The organism is Sphingobium sp. DN12, from assembly GCF_051058005.1.
GTDB classification, from domain to species: Bacteria; Pseudomonadota; Alphaproteobacteria; order Sphingomonadales; family Sphingomonadaceae; genus Sphingobium; species Sphingobium yanoikuyae.
Window position 1 is genome coordinate 3,259,620 of sequence record NZ_CP173717.1, and the last position, 15,725, is coordinate 3,275,344.

Annotated in this window: 17 protein-coding genes; 11 read left to right on the forward strand and 6 right to left on the reverse strand. The window is 65.1% G+C overall.

The genetic code is table 11. From position 1 onward, the window contains the following. The first annotated feature begins 164 nt into the window (after positions 1 to 164). Positions 165 to 2,129, forward strand: a complete 1,965-nt coding sequence (locus ACI6S0_RS15215; protein WP_434403600.1) for a TonB-dependent receptor domain-containing protein — start codon at positions 165 to 167, stop codon at positions 2,127 to 2,129. A gap of 42 nt (positions 2,130 to 2,171) precedes the next feature. Here ACI6S0_RS15215 and hemN read toward each other — a convergent pair whose 3' ends face one another. Then, positions 2,172 to 3,479, reverse strand: a complete 1,308-nt coding sequence (gene hemN, locus ACI6S0_RS15220; RefSeq protein ID WP_434403601.1) for an oxygen-independent coproporphyrinogen III oxidase — start codon at positions 3,477 to 3,479, stop codon at positions 2,172 to 2,174. 136 nt (positions 3,480 to 3,615) lie between these two features. Between hemN and ACI6S0_RS15225 the strand changes: the two genes are divergently transcribed. Beyond that, positions 3,616 to 4,287 (forward strand): OmpW/AlkL family protein, encoded by a 672-nt coding sequence (locus tag ACI6S0_RS15225; RefSeq protein ID WP_004208552.1) that lies wholly within the window; start codon positions 3,616 to 3,618, stop codon positions 4,285 to 4,287. An 80-nt stretch (positions 4,288 to 4,367) separates the two neighbouring features. On the opposite strand, the gene ACI6S0_RS15230 is transcribed toward ACI6S0_RS15225, so the two are convergent. Next, positions 4,368 to 4,871 (reverse strand): GNAT family N-acetyltransferase, encoded by a 504-nt coding sequence (locus ACI6S0_RS15230; RefSeq protein WP_434403602.1) that lies wholly within the window; start codon positions 4,869 to 4,871, stop codon positions 4,368 to 4,370. Positions 4,872 to 5,030: 159 nt separating this feature from the next. Between ACI6S0_RS15230 and ACI6S0_RS15235 the strand changes: the two genes are divergently transcribed. From ACI6S0_RS15235 to ACI6S0_RS15260, 6 genes are all read left to right on the forward strand, one after another. Beyond that, positions 5,031 to 5,846: a universal stress protein gene (locus ACI6S0_RS15235; protein WP_434403603.1), complete on the forward strand. Its 816-nt coding sequence runs from the start codon at positions 5,031 to 5,033 to the stop codon at positions 5,844 to 5,846. Positions 5,847 to 5,866: 20 nt separating this feature from the next. Further along, the gene (locus ACI6S0_RS15240) at positions 5,867 to 7,012 is read left to right on the forward strand and encodes a sensor histidine kinase (protein WP_004208555.1); all 1,146 of its coding nucleotides are present in this window, start codon (positions 5,867 to 5,869) and stop codon (positions 7,010 to 7,012) included. Next, positions 7,009 to 7,626: a response regulator FixJ gene (fixJ, locus tag ACI6S0_RS15245; protein WP_017500116.1), complete on the forward strand. Its 618-nt coding sequence runs from the start codon at positions 7,009 to 7,011 to the stop codon at positions 7,624 to 7,626. The genes ACI6S0_RS15240 and fixJ overlap by 4 nt, the downstream gene beginning before the upstream one ends. Positions 7,627 to 7,690: 64 nt before the next feature. Next, complete coding sequence (locus tag ACI6S0_RS15250) at positions 7,691 to 8,449, forward strand: Crp/Fnr family transcriptional regulator (protein WP_099231708.1); 759 nt, start codon at positions 7,691 to 7,693, stop codon at positions 8,447 to 8,449. Between the two features lie 123 nt (positions 8,450 to 8,572). Beyond that, the gene (gene lgt / locus ACI6S0_RS15255; RefSeq protein WP_004208558.1) at positions 8,573 to 9,439 is read left to right on the forward strand and encodes a prolipoprotein diacylglyceryl transferase; all 867 of its coding nucleotides are present in this window, start codon (positions 8,573 to 8,575) and stop codon (positions 9,437 to 9,439) included. Next, complete coding sequence (locus ACI6S0_RS15260) at positions 9,429 to 10,505, forward strand: class I SAM-dependent methyltransferase (RefSeq protein ID WP_017500115.1); 1,077 nt, start codon at positions 9,429 to 9,431, stop codon at positions 10,503 to 10,505. The genes lgt and ACI6S0_RS15260 overlap by 11 nt, the downstream gene beginning before the upstream one ends. A 22-nt stretch (positions 10,506 to 10,527) precedes the next feature. Here ACI6S0_RS15260 and gmk read toward each other — a convergent pair whose 3' ends face one another. Next, positions 10,528 to 11,193: a guanylate kinase gene (gmk, locus tag ACI6S0_RS15265; protein ID WP_004208560.1), complete on the reverse strand. Its 666-nt coding sequence runs from the start codon at positions 11,191 to 11,193 to the stop codon at positions 10,528 to 10,530. A gap of 75 nt (positions 11,194 to 11,268) precedes the next feature. Between gmk and ACI6S0_RS15270 the strand changes: the two genes are divergently transcribed. Then, complete coding sequence (locus ACI6S0_RS15270; RefSeq protein ID WP_434403605.1) at positions 11,269 to 11,820, forward strand: DUF2585 domain-containing protein; 552 nt, start codon at positions 11,269 to 11,271, stop codon at positions 11,818 to 11,820. On the opposite strand, the gene ACI6S0_RS15275 is transcribed toward ACI6S0_RS15270, so the two are convergent. Together ACI6S0_RS15275 and fumC are read right to left on the reverse strand one after the other, a co-directional pair. After that, positions 11,817 to 12,173, reverse strand: coding sequence for a hypothetical protein (locus ACI6S0_RS15275; protein WP_004208562.1), 357 nt, complete (start codon positions 12,171 to 12,173; stop codon positions 11,817 to 11,819). The genes ACI6S0_RS15270 and ACI6S0_RS15275 overlap by 4 nt on opposite strands. A 48-nt stretch (positions 12,174 to 12,221) precedes the next feature. Next, on the reverse strand, positions 12,222 to 13,607 hold the full coding sequence (gene fumC, locus ACI6S0_RS15280; protein ID WP_434403607.1) for a class II fumarate hydratase: 1,386 nt from the start codon (positions 13,605 to 13,607) through the stop codon (positions 12,222 to 12,224). Between the two features lie 224 nt (positions 13,608 to 13,831). On the opposite strand from fumC, the gene ACI6S0_RS15285 reads away from it, so the two are divergent. Continuing rightward, on the forward strand, positions 13,832 to 14,521 hold the full coding sequence (locus ACI6S0_RS15285; RefSeq protein ID WP_434403609.1) for a hypothetical protein: 690 nt from the start codon (positions 13,832 to 13,834) through the stop codon (positions 14,519 to 14,521). A 27-nt stretch (positions 14,522 to 14,548) separates the two neighbouring features. Here ACI6S0_RS15285 and ACI6S0_RS15290 read toward each other — a convergent pair whose 3' ends face one another. Next, positions 14,549 to 15,025: an SspB family protein gene (locus ACI6S0_RS15290; RefSeq protein ID WP_004208566.1), complete on the reverse strand. Its 477-nt coding sequence runs from the start codon at positions 15,023 to 15,025 to the stop codon at positions 14,549 to 14,551. Between the two features lie 98 nt (positions 15,026 to 15,123). Between ACI6S0_RS15290 and hisB the strand changes: the two genes are divergently transcribed. Continuing rightward, complete coding sequence (hisB, locus tag ACI6S0_RS15295) at positions 15,124 to 15,711, forward strand: imidazoleglycerol-phosphate dehydratase HisB (protein WP_004208567.1); 588 nt, start codon at positions 15,124 to 15,126, stop codon at positions 15,709 to 15,711. The last annotated feature ends 14 nt before the right edge of the window (positions 15,712 to 15,725 follow it).

The window sequence follows — 15,725 nt, forward strand, 5'->3', positions numbered from 1 at the left end:
CCCCGCGCTTCTGGCAACGGCCATTTGCAATTGACAATCGATCGCAAAATGAACCCGCCATGATATTCGCTCCACCGATCGGGCCAGGCCCGCACCACTGATTTCCGGCGCCCGTCCGGCCGGGTGGCTGGCGGGTGCCCATCTATCCAGAACAGGGGATTTCCATGCCATCCATCCATATGCTGCGGGCAACCGCGGCCCTTGTCGCGCTGACCAGCGCACAACAGGCACTGGCCGCCGAGGCCGATCAGGATTCCAACCAGATCGTCGTCACCGCCGCCGGCCGCGAACAGGAGGTGCGCGACGCGCCAGCCTCGATCAGCGTCATCACCCGCGAGACGCTGGACGCCATGCCCTATCGCGAAGTGACCGATGCGCTGATGGAAATCCCCGGCGTTACCGTCACGCCGGGCGAAGGCAATAGCCGCGACATCTCGATCCGCGGCATGGCGCCGCAATATACGCTGATCCTGGTCGACGGTAAGCGGCTGTCGTCGCGCGAATCCCGCACCAATGGCGGCAATGTCAGCGAAGGTGGCCTGCTGCCGCCGCTCGAAGCGATCGAGCGCATCGAGGTGGTGCGTGGCCCGATGTCCTCGCTCTACGGATCGGACGCGATGGGCGGCGTCGTCAACATCATCACCCGCCGGATCAGCGACCATTGGCGCGGCAGCGCGCGCGTCAACGGCACGATGCAGCTGGCGGACAATTTCGGCAATTATACCGACGGCAATTTCTATCTGTCCGGCCCTGTGACCAGCGGCATCGGTCTGCAATTGCAGGGATCGATGAACCGGCGCGAGGGCGACACGGAAATCGGTGGCACGCCCGAGCGGCATGATGACAGCCTGGCCGGCAAACTGGGCTTCAACCTCAGCGCCAACCACCAGATCCTGCTGGAGGGCGGCTATTATCGGCAGAAGGTGATCGAGGTTGCCGGCGAGACGACCGAAACGTCGGCAACCGCGCCGCTCGGCACCGAAACCACCCAGACCCAGAAGCGCAAGGTCGCATCGATCAGCCATAGCGGCCAGTGGGGCTTCGCCAGTTCCGAATCCTATCTGCAATATGAGGATGCCGAACATGTCGAGGCGCAGAAGCGGATCAAGAACACGCTCGGCCAGAGCCTGTGGGTGATCCCGCTGCCGTCCAACACGCTGACCGTCGGCGGATTCTATCGCTATGAGGATCTGTCCGACCTGACCGGCAACCTTTTGTCGGGATCGACCACCACCGGCACCACCCGCACCAGCTGGGCGCTGTTCGCCGAAAATGAGCTGAAGCTGCTCGACGGGCTGGCGCTGACCGGCGGCATCCGCATGGACCATGACGAACAATATGGCGTCCACTGGACCCCGCGCGTCTATGCGGTGTGGAACATCACCCCGTCCCTGACGCTGAAGGGCGGCTATTCGCAGGGCTTCCGCGCGCCGAGCCTGCGCCAGACCATTCCCGACTGGGGCCAGACCAGCCGTGGCGGCACCATCTATGGCAATCCCGACCTGGAAGCCGAAACCTCCCGCACGCTCGAAGCGGCCCTGCTTTTCTCGCGTGGCGGCTTCAACGCCAGCGTCACTGCCTATGACACCCGCTTCAACGACAAGATCACGCGCGTGACCTGCGAAGTGGCGGGGGCCTGGTGCGTCGATGAACCGCTCAGCTCGATCGGCCGTCCGCCCACGACCTATGTCAATGTCGACAAGGCACGGGTGCGCGGCGTGGAAGTGTCGATCGACGTGCCGCTGACCCACACGCTGCGGCTCAACGCCACCGGCACGCTGACGGATTCGGAACAGCTGAGCGGCGCCAATATCGGCGCGGCGCTCAACGACACGCCCAAGCAGCAGGCCAGCGCCTCGCTCAACTGGCGCCCGGACAAGCGCTTCTCCGCCTTCGTGCGCGCCGTCTATCGCGGCGAGGAAGCCGTCACCGAGGCGCAGATCAGCGGCAATAATATCGTGTCGCCCGACTATACGGTGGTGGACATGGGCGCATCCTACAAGATCACGCCCGCCTTCACCGTCCATGCCGGTGTGCAGAACCTGCTCGACAAGCGGCTCAACTATGACGCGGCGGGCTATCTGATCGATCCGGCCCGTGTCTGGATGGGCGTGGGCGTGCGCTTCTGATCCGACGTGCGATCGCCGGCCCGGCGAGGGCCGGGCCGGCGATCAGACCGCGACGCTGAAGCGCGTTTCGGCCGGGCGCAGATAGGCATCGAAACAGGCGGCGATGGAACGGGCATAAGGCGCCGCACCGGGTTGCAGCAGCAACTCGTCCCCCTCCCGCCGGAGCAAGCCGATCCGCTCGAACCGATCGAGCAGCGCCGGTTCAGCAAGGTCGCCACAAGCCGCCCGGCCATCGCACAGCAGCCGTTCGATCAACGCGCCCCGCCGCTGGTCGTCGACACTGCGCCGCACCCCACGGGCCGCGGGCAGCCGATGGTTCGACAAGGCGTCGCGATAGGCACCGGCATTCTTCTCATTCTGGACGATCAGGTCGGGGAACTGGCTGATCGCGCTCGCGCCCATGCCGATCAGCGCATCGCTGTCATCCTCGGTAAAGCCCTGAAAATTGCGGCGCAGCCGTCCGGTTGCAGCGGCCACCGCGAGCGGATCGTCGGGCAGCGCGAAATGATCGAAGCCGATCGCCTGATAGCCGGCCGCCGTCAGCATCGCATGGCCAAGCTTCGCCATCGCAAAGCGCTGTTCGACACCCGGCAATTCGGTCGTATCGATCCGCCGCTGGCGCGGCAGCAGGCGCGGCATATGGGCATAGCCGAACAGCGCGATGCGCGAGGGGGACAGGCGAATGCTGTCCTCCAGGGTCCGGGCCAGATCCGCCTCGCTCTGCCCCGGCAGGCCATACATCAGGTCGAACCCGACCTGGATGCGCGCACGGGCCAGCGCGCCCACCGCCATCGCCACCGTCTCGGCCGGCTGCACCCGGCCGATCCGCTGCTGCACATGGGTGGCGAAAGTCTGCACCCCCAGGTTGACGCGCGTCACCCCGACCTTGGCCATGGCGTCGATCCAGGCCCGGTCGATCCGGCGCGGGTCCAGTTCCACCGCCATCGCCGCCGCGCTGGCGTCGAAGCAGAGCAGCAACTGATGATTGAGCCGGACCCAGTCGATCAGCGGCAGAGAATTGGGACTGCCGCCGCCAAAGGCGACATGGGTGACGCGCCCCCGTCCGCCGAGCCGCGCCGAAACCAGCGCCATTTCCCGCTCCAGCGCATCGACATAGGCGGACAGGCGACGAGGCCGCGTTGCCGCTCCGGTGTTGCACCCGCAATACCAGCAAATGTCATGGCAATAGGGGATATGGACATAGAGCGACAGGCGCGCGTCCGCCGGCATCGCATCCAGCCGCTGCGCCATGTCGGCCGCCCCGACATCCTCGCCGAACTGGGCGGCGGTCGGATAGCTGGTGTAGCGCGGCACCGGCGCGGCGAGCAGGTCGGGATGATAGCGGAACATGGCGTCCCGCCTGCCATGGCGCCCGATGCCGAACATTGCGCAGGATCAAATCGCCGATTGCGCCGCATCAAGGAAGGCCGCTCCGATCGGGAGCAGAGCGCCATCACTGACCCACGATCAGGGATGGAGAAAAGACATGCACTTGAAAAAGATGATGATTGTCGCCGCGATGGGCGCCATGGGCACGGCGCTGGCCGCCGCCCCGGCCCAGGCCAAGCAGGGCGACGTGCTGGTGCGCGTGCGCGGCATCATGGTCGCCCCCACCGAAAAAAGCGGCAGCATCCTGCCCGGCTTCCCCGGCGAGAAGGTGTCGGTGAACAACGGCATCGCGCCCGAAGTCGACGTCACCTACATGGCGACCGACCATATCGGCTTCGAACTGATCGCCGCGACCACCAAGCATAGCGCCAGTGGCCGCAGCGGCACCACCGGCGGGATCGGCAAGCTGGCCTCCACCTGGGTGCTGCCGCCGACGCTGACGATGCAATATCACCCGATCGTCGAGGGCCATGTCCGCCCCTATATCGGCGCCGGCGTCAATTATACGCTGTTCTACAACGAGGATGCGTCAAGCGGGCTGGAGGATGCGGTCGGCAAGACCAAGGTCCATATGTCCGACAGCTTCGGCTGGGCCGGCCAGGTCGGCGTCGACATCGACCTCAACGACAAGATCTTCCTCAACCTCGACGTCAAATATATCGACATCGACACCAAGGTGCGGCTGACCACGGCCGCGGCCGGCACCCAGAACGTCAAGGTATCGCTCGATCCCTTCGTGTTCGGCGTGGGTGTCGGCATGCGCTTCTGATCCTCCGGGGGGTGGACCAGAAGGAAGGGGCCGGAGCGGATCGCCGCTCCGGCCCCTTCATTATTTCACCAGCGATGCGATCAGAAACGCTTTTCCAGGATCAGCAGCGACGGCTCGTCATCGACGCTGCGGGCGACAAAGCCCTGTTCGCGCTCCAGTTCGATCGCGGCATGATTGGCGCGGCTCTCGATCGCCTGGAGCAGGCCGACGCCCATTTCCTGCGCGCGGTCGGTGGCGTGGCGCAGCATGCTCCAGCCCACGCCCTTACCGCGATGGTCGACGCGCACCGAAATCGCGACTTCGGCGCGGGTCCGGTCGGGATCGGCGGCCAGGGTCGCGGCGGCCAGTATGGCCCCCTTCTCGTCGGTCGCCAGGAAGGTCTCGCAATTGTCGGGGTCGCCATGGATCAGATCATGAATCTGCCCGGCGCTGACGCCCGGCGCGCTGCTGAGGAAGCGGAAGCGGCGATCATCATCGGATACGGCCGAAAAGAAATGGGCCAGCGCCTTGGCATCGCCATCCTGCGCCGGGCGCACCTGGACGCGAATACCGGTGCGGGTTTCCAGAATATCCTTGTCGGTCATGAAGAAGGCATCCTTGCTATGATCGTTGCCCCCCGAATGTGCCATCGGATCGGCAATCGAAATAGGGAAATTTGCGGATAGAGACGAGCCGAGCGGGCTACTAGTCAGGATGACGATCATGCGGCGCTGCATCGGCGCCCTCTTGTCGGGACATGTTCGATGAAGACCATATTGCTGCACATCCGCGCAGACAACGGCATGGAAAGCCGGCTGCAGGCCGCGTTCGACCTGTCGCGCGCGACCGGCGCCCATATCAGTTGCCTGCAGATCGCGCCGCTGCCCGAACTGGTCGCCGCCGATCTCTATGGCAGCGGCTATCTGGTGCCCGAGGCAATCGATGCGGTGCGCCGCCAGGACGAGGAAATCCGGCTCGGATTGGAAGAGCGCCTGCGGCGCGAGGGCATGGCGTGGGACTGGCATTATCGCAGCGGCGACCTGGTCCAGGGGCTGCTGGAAACCGGTCGCCTGGCCGACGCGATGCTCGTTTCCCTGCCGCCGCCGGGCCGCCGGCAGACCGATGATCCGGCGCCGATCGTCGCCGACCTGGCGGTCAACAGCCGCGCCCCGGTGCTGGCGATCCCGAGCATGGCCAAGGGCTTTCGCTGCACCGGCCGCGCGATGGTCGCCTGGGACGGATCGCATGAGGCGGCGTCGGCGCTGACCGCGAGCCGCACCCTGTTGCGCGTGGCGAGCGAGGTCCATGTCGTCACCGTCGACGAGCGATCGAAGCGCGATTTCCCGCCGACCGACGCCGCCGAATATCTCTCGCGCCACGGCATTGCGGTCGAGATTCACGAATGGCCGCGCAAGGATCGCAGCGTCGAAGAAGCGCTGTCCCATGCCTGCCAGGAACTGTCGATCGACTGGATGGTGATGGGTGCCTTTGGCCACAGCCGGCTGCGGGAAACTATTTTTGGCGGCGTAACCCGCTATATTCTGGCCGAAACACGGGTTCCGCTCTTGCTGGCGCACTGATTTACGGTCAGTGATCGGACATGGCGTTCAACGATGGCGATCCGCAGGATAATGCGACCAGCCGGGAACAGGCTCTGCTGGGATCGATCCTGGCAACGGTGCCCGATGCGCTGATCGTGATCGACGCGACCGGGCATATCGTCTCGTTCAGCCCGGCCGCCCAGCGCATGTTCCAATATGCAGAAGCCGATGTGCTGGGCCGCAATGTTGCGATGCTGATGCCCTCGCCCGATCGCGAGCGCCACGATTCCTACCTGCAACATTATCATGACACCGGCGAGAAGCGGATCATCGGCATCGGCCGGCTGACCACCGCGCGCCGGCGCGATGGCTCCACCTTTCCGATCGAATTGGCGGTCGGCGAAGTGCAGGACCATGGCGAGAAGCTGTTCACCGGATTCGTGCGCGACCTGACCGATCGGCAGAAGGCCGAACGCCGCCTGCAGGATCTGCAGGCGGAACTCAGCCATGCCGCCCGCGTCACGGCGATGGGGACGCTGGCCGCGGCGCTGGCGCACGAATTGAACCAGCCGCTGACCGCGATCGCCAATTATATGGAGGCGGGCCGCGACCTGCTGCGCACCGATGCACCGGTCGACCGCGACTTGCTGGGCGAGGCGATGGACGAAGCCGCGCGCCAGGCGATGCGCGCAGGCCAGATCATCCGGTCGCTGCGGGAGTTCATCCGTCGTGGCGAAGCCGATCGCCAGGCCGAACCGGCGGCCACGCTGCTGGCCGAGGGGGTCGCGCTGGCCTTCATCGGCATCGACAGCCGGGGCATCGACATGGACATCGTCGTCGATCCGCGCGTCGGCCGGGTGATCGCCAACCGGGTGCAGGTGCAGCAGGTCATCATCAACCTGGTGCGCAACGCGGTCGAGGCGATGGACGGCCGCAATCGCCGCATCCTGCGCCTGTCGGCGGTGCCGGCCGAGGACGGACAGGTCGAACTCATCATCGCCGACAGTGGCCCCGGCCTCGATCCGGCGGTCGCGCGATCGCTCTTCACCCCGTTCAGCACGACCAAACCCGCCGGCATGGGCGTGGGCCTGTCGATCAGCCGCACCATCGTCGAGGGGCATGGCGGACGGATCTGGGCCGACGCCTCGCACTGGGGCGGCGTCGCCTTCCACTTCACTCTCGATTCTGCGGACCGCCTGCCATGAGCCTGCCCACCGACCAGCCCATCCATGTCGTCGATGATGACGAGGCGATCCGCCGGTCTCTCTCCTTCATGCTCAAGACCAGCGGCTTTTCGGTGCGGCTCTTCTCGGGCGGCACCGAGTTCCTGAAGGAAGTCGGGACGCTGGAGGGCGGCTGCGTGCTGCTGGACGTGCGCATGCCCGACATTGATGGACTGGAAGTGCAGCGCGAACTGCGCGCGCGCGGCATGATGCTGCCGGTCATCATCATGACCGGCCATGGCGATGTCGGCATGGCGGTCGCCGCGATGAAGGCGGGGGCCACCGATTTCATCGAAAAGCCGTTCGAGAAGGCGGCATTGCTCGCCGCGATCGAGGCCGCCTGCGCGCAGGCAAGCGCCGACCAGGGCCGCAACAGCCAGCGCGAGACTGCCCGCGCCCGGCTCAACATCCTGACCGATCGGGAACGCGAAGTGCTCAAGGGCCTGGTCGACGGCCTGCCCAACAAGACGATCGCCTATGACCTGGGCATCAGCCCGCGCACGGTCGAGATTCATCGCGCCAACCTGATGCAGAAGCTACAGGTCCATAGCCTGTCGGAAACGCTGCGCATCGCCTTCCAGGCGGGGCTCGAATAGGACAGAAAGTCCCATAGGGGATTTACGGATAGTGCCCGCCCCGCCGCCGCGCCAAGCAGCGGTCATGAACATGCATTTTGATCTCGCGCAAACCCTGCCCGGCGGCATGCCCGTTCCTGCCCCCTGCTCCGACGCCAGCTTCTGCCAGCGCTGCGAGGTGCGCGACCGCGCCATCTGCGCCACGCTGGAAGAGGATGAGCGCGGCGCGCTCAATCGCCTCGGCCGGCGCGTCACGATCGCGGCGGGGCAGACGGTGATGTGGGAAGGCGACGACGCCACCATCGTCGCCAATGTGATCGACGGCACGCTCAAATTGTCAGCCTCGACCGGTGATGGGCGCGAACAGATTGTCGGCGTGGTCTATCCGTCCGACTTCATCGGCCGCCCCTTCGGCCGCAGCACGCCGCACAGCGTCACGGCGCTCACCGATGCGCGCCTGTGCCTCTTCACCCGTGGCGCCTTTGACGGCTTTGCCCGCGAGCATCCCGAGCTGGAGCATCGACTGCTGCAACGCACGCTCGACGATCTCGACCGAGCGCGCAGCTGGATGCTGCTGCTCGGCCGCAAGAATGCGCGCGAGAAGATCGCGACCTTCCTGCTCGACATGTCGCGCCGGCTGGCCCGCGAAGGCCAGGCCCCGCTCGACCGGTTCGACCTGCCGCTGTCGCGCCAGCAGATTGCCGATGTGCTGGGTTTGACGATCGAGACGGTGAGCCGGCAGCTGACCGACCTCAAGCGGATCGGCATCATCGCCCTGCCCGGCCGCCGCATGGTGGAAATCCGGGATCGCGCGGCGCTGCTGGACTGTAGCGAAGCGGCCTGACCGCGCCGCGCCGGGCATGTCCGGCCTATTTGCCCCGATCATCCTGCAATCGGGATCGCCCCCCTTCATCTTGCCGGTCGCTTGTTCTATGGCCACAGGCCTGATTGCCGAGGGAATGCCATTTTGATCCTGGACCTTGTCGCCGCCGCTTCGAGCGCTATCCGCTTCGACCAGCTGGGGCTCAGCCCCGTCGCCCTGGACCTGGGCTTCTTCACGCTCAAATGGTATAGCCTGGCCTATCTGGCCGGCATCCTGATCGGCTACTGGTATCTCCTGAAGCTCATTGCCCAGCCCGGTTCGCCGATGGCCCGGCGCCACGCCGACGACATGATCTTCTATGCGACGCTGGGCATCATCATCGGCGGCCGGCTCGCCTATGTCTTCTTCTACCAGCCCGAAATCCTCCAGCATCCGCTGGACATCTTCAAGCTGTGGAATGGCGGCATGTCCTTCCATGGCGGCGCGGCGGGCGTATCGCTCGGCATCCTCTACATGGCGCGCAAGGAGAAGCTGAGCTGGCTGCGCATCCATGACTATGTCGCCTGCGTCGTGCCCTTCGGCCTGTTCTTCGGCCGCCTCGCCAATTTCGTGAATGGCGAACTGTGGGGCAAGGAAACCGATGTGCCCTGGGCGATGATCTTCCCGACCGGCGGCCCCTTCGCCCGTCATCCAAGCCAGCTTTACGAAGCCTTTTTCGAAGGCATCATCCTGTTTTGCATTCTCGCCTTCGCCTTCTGGAAGACCAAGGCGCGCTACAAGCCGGGCATGCTGGTCGGCCTGTTCGTCTTCTTCTATGGCGTGTTCCGCTTCGGCGTCGAATATTTCCGCGAGGCCGACGCCCAGCTGATGGAATTTGCCGCCCGCACCGGCCTGCACATGGGCCAGTGGCTGTGCGTGCCGATGATCCTGGGCGGCCTCTACCTGATCGTCACCGCCAAGGGCCGGCGCGTGCGCGTCGAACCGATCGCGGGCAGCGCCAGTGTCAGCTGACGCCCTGCCCGGCGCGATGGGCCTGCCCGAGCGCCTGGCCCGCCAGATCGATGCCGGCGGGCCGATCTCCGTCGCCCATTATATGGGCGAGGCGAACCAGCATTATTATGGCACGCGCGATCCGCTGGGGCTGGAGGGGGACTTCACCACCGCCCCGGAAATCAGCCAGATGTTCGGCGAACTGATCGGCCTGTGCCTGGCCGATGTCTGGCTGCGATCGGGCCGGCGCGCCGATCCGCTCTATGTCGAGCTGGGGCCGGGTCGCGGCACGCTGGCGGGTGATGCGCTGCGCGCGATGGAGGGGGCCGACGTCACCTCGCGCATCCATTTCGTCGAGACCAGCCCGACCCTGCGCGAGCGGCAGCGCGCCCAGATTCCCCATGTCGTCCATCATGACAGCGTGGAAAGCCTGCCCGACCAGTCGCCGCTGCTGGTGGTCGCCAATGAATTTTTCGATGCCCTGCCCGTGCGGCAGATGATCCGCGTCGGCGACGAATGGCGTGAACGGGTGGTGATCCGGCGCGAGGAAGAGGGCCGCTTCATGGCGGTGCCGGGCTATCGCCGGATCGAATCGGGCCTGCCGCCGATCGCCGCGCAGGCACCCGAAGGCGCGATCATCGAAGTGGCGCAGGCCGGCGCCACCGCGGGCTATGCCCTTGCCAGCCGGATCGCGCGCCAGGGCGGCGTCGCGATCATCATCGACTATGGCTATGAAGGCCCGGCCCTGGGCGACACGCTGCAGGCGGTGAAGAACCACCAGTTCACCGATCCCTTCACCGATCCGGGCGAAAGCGACCTTACCACCCATGTCGATTTCACGATGCTGGCCAATGTCGCGCGCCAGGCCGGGCTGCGCGTCCATGGCGCGGTGACGCAGGGCCATTTCCTCCAGCATCTGGGCATCGACGTGCGCGCATCCGTGCTGGCCAAGGGCAGCCCGCAGCGCGCCGCCGAACTGGAGGCGCAACGCCACCGCCTCACCGACGAAGCGGAGATGGGGACATTGTTCAAGGTGATGGCCTGGGTCCACCCCGACTGGGCCGACCCGGCAGGATTCGAGAAATAGCGGCCCCGTCAGCCGCTAGACCTCAATCTTCCTGATGATAGCGGCTGAGGCGGCGGATGAAGCCAATGAGGCCGGTCTGGCGGCTGCGCTTCATCCGTTCGGCGTGCAGGATGGTGCGAACGCGCTCGAAACATTCCTCGACGTCGACATTGCACAGCACATAGTCATAGCCGTCCCAGTGGGCGATCTCGCCCGCGGCGCGCGCCATGCGGCCCTCGATCACTTCATTGCTGTCGGTCGCGCGGCCACGCAGACGCTTTTCCAGTTCCTCCATCGAGGGCGGCAGGATGAAGATGCGGACCACGTCGCCGCCCGCAATCTGATGCAGCTGCTGCGCGCCCTGCCAGTCGATGTCGAACAGCACATCCTTGCCGCTCTTGAGCATCGCCTCGACCGGCGCGCGCGGCGTGCCATAGCGCTGGCCGAACACATGCGCCCATTCCAGGAACTCATGGTCGTTCGCCATGCGACGAAACTCTTCCAGGTCGACGAAATGATAATCCTTGCCATCGACTTCGCCCGGCCGGATCGTCCGCGTCGTCGCCGACACCGACATCGACAGGTCCGGTTCGCAGGCCAGCAATTTGCGTGCAATCGTCGACTTTCCGGCGCCCGAGGGCGAGGACAGGACAAAGAGAACGCCGCGGCGCTTGAAATCGGGGGTGTCGGTGGGAATGTTGTCGGCCATGGCCGCTAGTGGCGTCGTGGACAGCATTTTGCAAGAGGTTGGGGGAGAAGAGGCTTGGCGCGAGCGCGTAACAGAATGAATCGGCGAGGCTTTATCCTCGCCCTGCTGATCGCGCTGGGGGCTGCGGCGATCCTCTATCTGATGGGGCGTCCACCGATCTGCACCTGCGGCACGATCGCGCTATGGCATGGGCCGATCGACAGCGGTAACAGCCAGCATCTGTCCGACTGGTACAGCCTCAGCCACATCATCCACGGCTTCCTCTTCTATGGCGCGACCCATTTGCTGATGCGCCGCCGGCCGCTCGGCATCCGCCTGTCGGTGGCGGTGACGATCGAGGCAGCGTGGGAAATCCTTGAAAATTCACCGATCATCATCGACCGTTACCGCACGGCGACGATCGCGCTCGGCTATTCGGGCGATTCCATCCTCAATTCGATGAGCGATATCGGCATGATGGCCCTGGGATTCCTGTTCGCGTCGCGCGCGCCCGTCTGGCTGACGGTTATCGTCGCGATCGGTTTCGAATTGCTGGCACTGGCGGTGATCCGCGACAATCTGACACTCAATGTCCTGATGCTCGCCTGGCCGATCGACGCGATCAAGGCCTGGCAGGGTGCGCTCTAGCCTGCCTTCTTGCGGGCGGCCCGTGCCTCGTCGATCAGGATCGGCTTGGCGCTGGCGTCGGTCAGCAGCTTGGTCGCCATCTTGCGGTCCGCTTCGCGCTTCGCCTCATAGAGCTTGCCCGCCAGATAGGCGCCGGTGAGGACCATGGCGCCGACCGGATAGCGCATGATGAGGCGCTTGGCCCCGGCCCCGGCGATCAGGCCGATCACGCCCTTCTTGCCCGTGTCGGCGGCGACCCGTGCGGCCACCACCGTCGCGCCGAGCCGCGCCGCCTTGCGAAACAGGCTCGACTTGCGAACGCGCGTCGCGGTGGACGGAAGCTTTGCGGCGGTCGGGGCGGGCGTTTTCTTCATAGGGGATTAATGTATCGCACCCGCCCCGGTTCCGCCAGTTGATCTGGATCAGACCATATTTTCCGGCCGCACCAGCCGGTCGAAGGTCGGCTCATCGACCAGCCCCAGTTCGAGGCCGGCCTGCTTGAGCGTCAGCCCATTCTTGTGCGCATGCTTGGCGATGGTCGCGGCATTGTCATAGCCGATCTCCGGTGCCAGCGCGGTCACCAGCATCAGCGAGCGCTCGACCAGTTCGGCGATCCGGCCCTCATTGGCCTGCATCCCTTCGACGCAGCGTTCGGCAAAGCTTTCCATGCCGACGCTGAGCAGATGAATCGAGCGCAGCACATTGGCGCCGATCAGCGGCATGAAGACATTGAGTTCGAAATGGCCCTGCATGCCGCCGACGGTCACCGCCTGATGATTGCCGATCACCTGCGCCGCCACCATGGTCAGCGATTCGCACTGGGTCGGGTTGACCTTGCCCGGCATGATCGAGCTGCCCGGCTCATTGGCGGGCAGGTCCAGCTCACCCAGGCCCGAGCGCGGGCCGGAGCCCAGGAAGCGGATGTCATTGGCGATCTTGGTCAGCGCCACCGCCAGCGTGTTGAGCGCGCCGGAGAAGAAGACGAGGCCGTCCTTGGCGGCCAGCTGCTCGAACTTGTTGGGCGCGCTTTCGAACGGCGTGCCGGCAATGTCGCTGATCGCGGCCGTCATGTCGTCCGCCCAGCCATCGGGTGCGTTGAGACCGGTGCCGACCGCCGTGCCGCCGATGGCCAGCTTGCGGATATTGCCGTTCAGCGCGCCCTCAATGCGCGCCTTGCTGCTGACCAGCTGCGCAGCATAGCCGGAAAATTCCTGGCCCAAGGTCAGCGGCGTCGCATCCTGCGTATGGGTGCGGCCGATCTTGACGATATGCCCCCAGCCTTCCGCCTTGGCGGTCAGCGCGCCGGTCAGCTTCTCCAGCGCCGGAATCAGCTTGTCGCGGGTCGCCAGCACGGTCGCGACATGCAGCGCGGTCGGGAAGCTGTCGTTCGACGACTGGCTCATGTTCACATGGTCGTTGGGATGGACCGGGCTCTTGCCGCCGCGCGTGCCGGCCAGCTGCTCATTGGCATAGCCGGCAATCACCTCATTGACGTTCATGTTGGTCTGGGTGCCGCTGCCGGTCTGCCAGATGACGAGCGGAAACTGGTCATCGAGCGCGCCGGAGACGATCTGCTGCGCGGCATTCTCGATGCCCGCGACGATCGTCGCGTCGAGCCCATGTTTCGCATTCACCCGCGCCGCCGCCTGCTTCACGATCGCCTGCGCATGGACGATGCCGATCGGCATCCGCTCGGTCGCGCCGAAGGGGAAATTCTCGATGCTGCGCTGGGTCTGGGCGCCCCAATAGGCGTCGGCGGGCACCTCGATGGCGCCAATGCTGTCGGTTTCGGTGCGGGTAGCGGACATTCAGAACTCCCAGTTAAGAATCAATCGCAAAACTGGTCCCGATGTAGGCCCGGGGCGGGAAATTCCAAGGCGAAACTTGCGAATATCGCATATCCCCGCAGCCCATCCCCATGACAGGCCGCCGCCGTCATGCAGCCGCAGGATCTGCGCCTTTACCGGGGTTTACCGCAATTGATCGGCGCACGCGGCCCGATATCCTGCCCGGCATCCTGGAGGAAAACCGCATGTCCGATCGCCCCGTCCTTGCCCTCCTCCTCTGCCTTGCCGCCACGACCGCTCCGGTCCACGCAGCAGAAGAGGAAAAATCGTCCGACGATCCCACCAAGATCGCGACCAAGGTCGGCATCACCCGCGCCTCCGACGAATTTTCACTGTCCGGATCGGTCGCGGTCGGCCCCAAGCTGAAATTCAATGCCCGCGTCTCGGAATCGGGCCTCTGGTCGGTCGGCGCATCCTATCTGTTTCCGGTCGCGATCCTGACCTTCTCGGCCGGCAAAAGCCATTTCGATTCGGGGGTGGAACAGACACGCTATTCGCTCGGCGGCTTCGTGCCGCTGTCGCAAACCGGGCTGAAGACCGGCAAATTGCAGATGTTCGTGCCGTTCGGCTATAGCTACACCAAGGGGCATGGCCCGGTCAGCGATATCGACCAGAGCGATGGCCTGCCGATCGCGCTCAGCAGCAATAGCGGCTATGTCGGCCTGTTCCTGTTGCGGCCGCTGGGGCCGAAGCTGACCGCGATGGCGGGCGGCAATGTGACCAGGGGCACCCATGATTTTTCAGGCGTGGCGCTGGGTGGCGGCCTGTCCTACCATCTTACGCGTCGCGACACGGTCGGCGCCAATATCAGCTATGTCGACAATAGTTTCGGGACGAGCCAGAAGCTGCGCTTCTCCTATCGCCACGAATTCTGAGTCTGCGGCCGATCCCGGCCGCCGGGCTCACTTCTTCTTGCCGAAATCCACCGTGACGACGTTGGAGCCATCCTCGGTCGTGACCAGCGGCGCGTCATTTTCGGCTACGTCATGGGGTTCGGGCTCTTCATCGGCCTGAACCTGGAACTGCAGCGCGAAATTGACGGCGGGATCGACGAAGGCGGTGATCGCGCTGAAGGGAATGACCAGATGCGCCGCGACCTGGTTGAAGGTCAGGCTGACCTCGAAATGGCGGTCGCTGACCTTGAGATCCCAGAACTTGTTCTGGAGGACGATGGTCATCTCGTCCGGGAAACGCTCCGACAGATGCTTGGGGATATCCACCCCGGCGGCATGGGTCTTGAACGTGATGTAGAAATGATGCGCGCCCGGCAGGCCGCCGGTCTGCTGCACTTCGCCCAGCACGCGGCCGACGACCGCGCGCAGGGCCTCCTGCACGATTTCGTCATAGGGAATCAGGCTGTCGGGCAGGTCTTCACTCATGGGGCATATGTCCTAACGACGCGAAAGCGGCGGTCAACCCCCGCCCGAGAGGTACATCATCAGATTGCATGGCGCGCGCGACGCGCTATAGGGCGCGCATGCGCACGGCCGAGATTCACCGCAACACTGCGGAAACGCAGATCGACGTGACCGTCAACCTCGACGGCACCGGTCTTTACACCGTCTCCACCGGGATCGGTTTCCTCGACCATATGATCGAGCAGTTGTCGCGCCATTCGCTGATCGATATGACCGTCAAGACCGTCGGCGACCTGCATGTCGACCAGCATCATACCACCGAGGATACGGCGATCGCGATCGGCGAGGCGCTGGCCAAGGCGCTGGGCGACAAGCGCGGCATCAGCCGGTACGGCAGCGTCTATTCGCCGATGGACGAAACGCTGAGCCGCGTCGCGCTCGACATTTCCGGCCGCCCCTGGCTGGTGTGCAAGCTGCCCTTCACCGTCACCAAGATCGGCGAATGGGACACGGAAATGGTGGAGCATTTCTTCCACAGCCTGGCCCAGGCCGCCGGCATCACGCTGCACATCGAGCTGCTCTATGGCAGCAACAACCATCATATCGTCGAAAGCGCCTTCAAGGGCCTGGCCCGCGCGCTGCGCCAAGCGGTGGAGATCGACCCGCGCAAGGCCGACGCCATCCCCTCGACCAAGGGCATGCTCTAAGCATCACTTCCATA

Coding starts and splice junctions, on each gene's coding strand:
- ACI6S0_RS15215 (WP_434403600.1), top strand. CDS start 165: ATGCCATCCATCCATATGCTGCGGGCAACCGCGGCCCTTGTCGCGCTG.
- hemN (WP_434403601.1), bottom strand. CDS start 3,479: ATGTTCCGCTATCATCCCGACCTGCTCGCCGCGCCGGTGCCGCGCTAC.
- ACI6S0_RS15225 (WP_004208552.1), top strand. CDS start 3,616: ATGCACTTGAAAAAGATGATGATTGTCGCCGCGATGGGCGCCATGGGC.
- ACI6S0_RS15230 (WP_434403602.1), bottom strand. CDS start 4,871: ATGACCGACAAGGATATTCTGGAAACCCGCACCGGTATTCGCGTCCAG.
- ACI6S0_RS15235 (WP_434403603.1), top strand. CDS start 5,031: ATGAAGACCATATTGCTGCACATCCGCGCAGACAACGGCATGGAAAGC.
- ACI6S0_RS15240 (WP_004208555.1), top strand. CDS start 5,867: ATGGCGTTCAACGATGGCGATCCGCAGGATAATGCGACCAGCCGGGAA.
- fixJ (WP_017500116.1), top strand. CDS start 7,009: ATGAGCCTGCCCACCGACCAGCCCATCCATGTCGTCGATGATGACGAG.
- ACI6S0_RS15250 (WP_099231708.1), top strand. CDS start 7,691: ATGAACATGCATTTTGATCTCGCGCAAACCCTGCCCGGCGGCATGCCC.
- gmk (WP_004208560.1), bottom strand. CDS start 11,193: ATGGCCGACAACATTCCCACCGACACCCCCGATTTCAAGCGCCGCGGC.
- ACI6S0_RS15270 (WP_434403605.1), top strand. CDS start 11,269: ATGAATCGGCGAGGCTTTATCCTCGCCCTGCTGATCGCGCTGGGGGCT.
- ACI6S0_RS15275 (WP_004208562.1), bottom strand. CDS start 12,173: ATGAAGAAAACGCCCGCCCCGACCGCCGCAAAGCTTCCGTCCACCGCG.
- fumC (WP_434403607.1), bottom strand. CDS start 13,607: ATGTCCGCTACCCGCACCGAAACCGACAGCATTGGCGCCATCGAGGTG.
- ACI6S0_RS15285 (WP_434403609.1), top strand. CDS start 13,832: ATGTCCGATCGCCCCGTCCTTGCCCTCCTCCTCTGCCTTGCCGCCACG.
- ACI6S0_RS15290 (WP_004208566.1), bottom strand. CDS start 15,025: ATGAGTGAAGACCTGCCCGACAGCCTGATTCCCTATGACGAAATCGTG.
- hisB (WP_004208567.1), top strand. CDS start 15,124: ATGCGCACGGCCGAGATTCACCGCAACACTGCGGAAACGCAGATCGAC.